Genomic DNA, 738 nt, shown 5'->3' on the forward strand with positions numbered 1-738 from the left:
TCAGTCCCAAGCTGCTCTATAAGTGGCAAAAAGCCCTGCAGCCCGTCGTGCAGGACGGCCGTGAAGAAGGCGAAAGCGTGGCCATGCGCCAGTTGCAGGCCGAAGTCCGGCGCTTGCAAACAGGAGCGTGACATCCTAAAAAAAGCCTTGGCCATCTTTACGCAACCGACCCCGTGAGCCGCTACCGCTTTATTCGAGCGCAAACGCCACACTACCCGGTGCGCCGCCTCTGCCAGGCGCTGCGCGTAGGGGTGGCCAGCTACTACCGCTGGCAGAAAAAGGCTACTGGTCGGCCCCTGGTACCGGCTTGGGAGCAGGCGTTGTGCCAGACCTTTGTGCAACACAAGCGGCGTTATGGCACGCGGCGCTTGCAGGCCGAACTGCGGGCGCAAGGGTATGCGGTGGGCCGCCACCGTATTCGTCAGGTGCTCCGCCAGCGTGAGTTAGTAGCTGTGCAGCCACGGGCCTTTGTCCCCCGCACGACGCAGAGTGAACAGGGGCCTCGTGTGGCGGCTAATCACGTACTGCACCGGCCAGCGCCCACCTCAGCCGACCAAGTATGGGTGGGCGACATCACCTACTTACCGCTGCAAAACGGTTCGTGGGCTTATTTAGCTGCGTTTCAGGATGTCTATACCAAACGCGTAGTAGGCTGGCAGGTGCTCGGCAGTATGGCGGAGGCATTAGTGACCACAGCCTTGCGTCGGGCACTACTGAGTCGGCAGCCGGCACCGGGGC

Annotated in this window: 1 protein-coding gene; it reads left to right on the top strand. The window is 62.2% G+C overall.

What is annotated here, in order from left to right; translation table 11 throughout:
* Positions 1-173: 173 nt before the first annotated feature.
* Positions 174-738, top strand: a 565-nt coding sequence (locus VI25_RS22905; protein WP_152981805.1) for a DDE-type integrase/transposase/recombinase, incomplete at its 3' end; no start/stop codon positions are given.

It is taken from the genome of Hymenobacter sp. AT01-02 (assembly GCF_000961955.2).
GTDB lineage: Bacteria > Bacteroidota > Bacteroidia > Cytophagales > Hymenobacteraceae > Hymenobacter > Hymenobacter mucosus.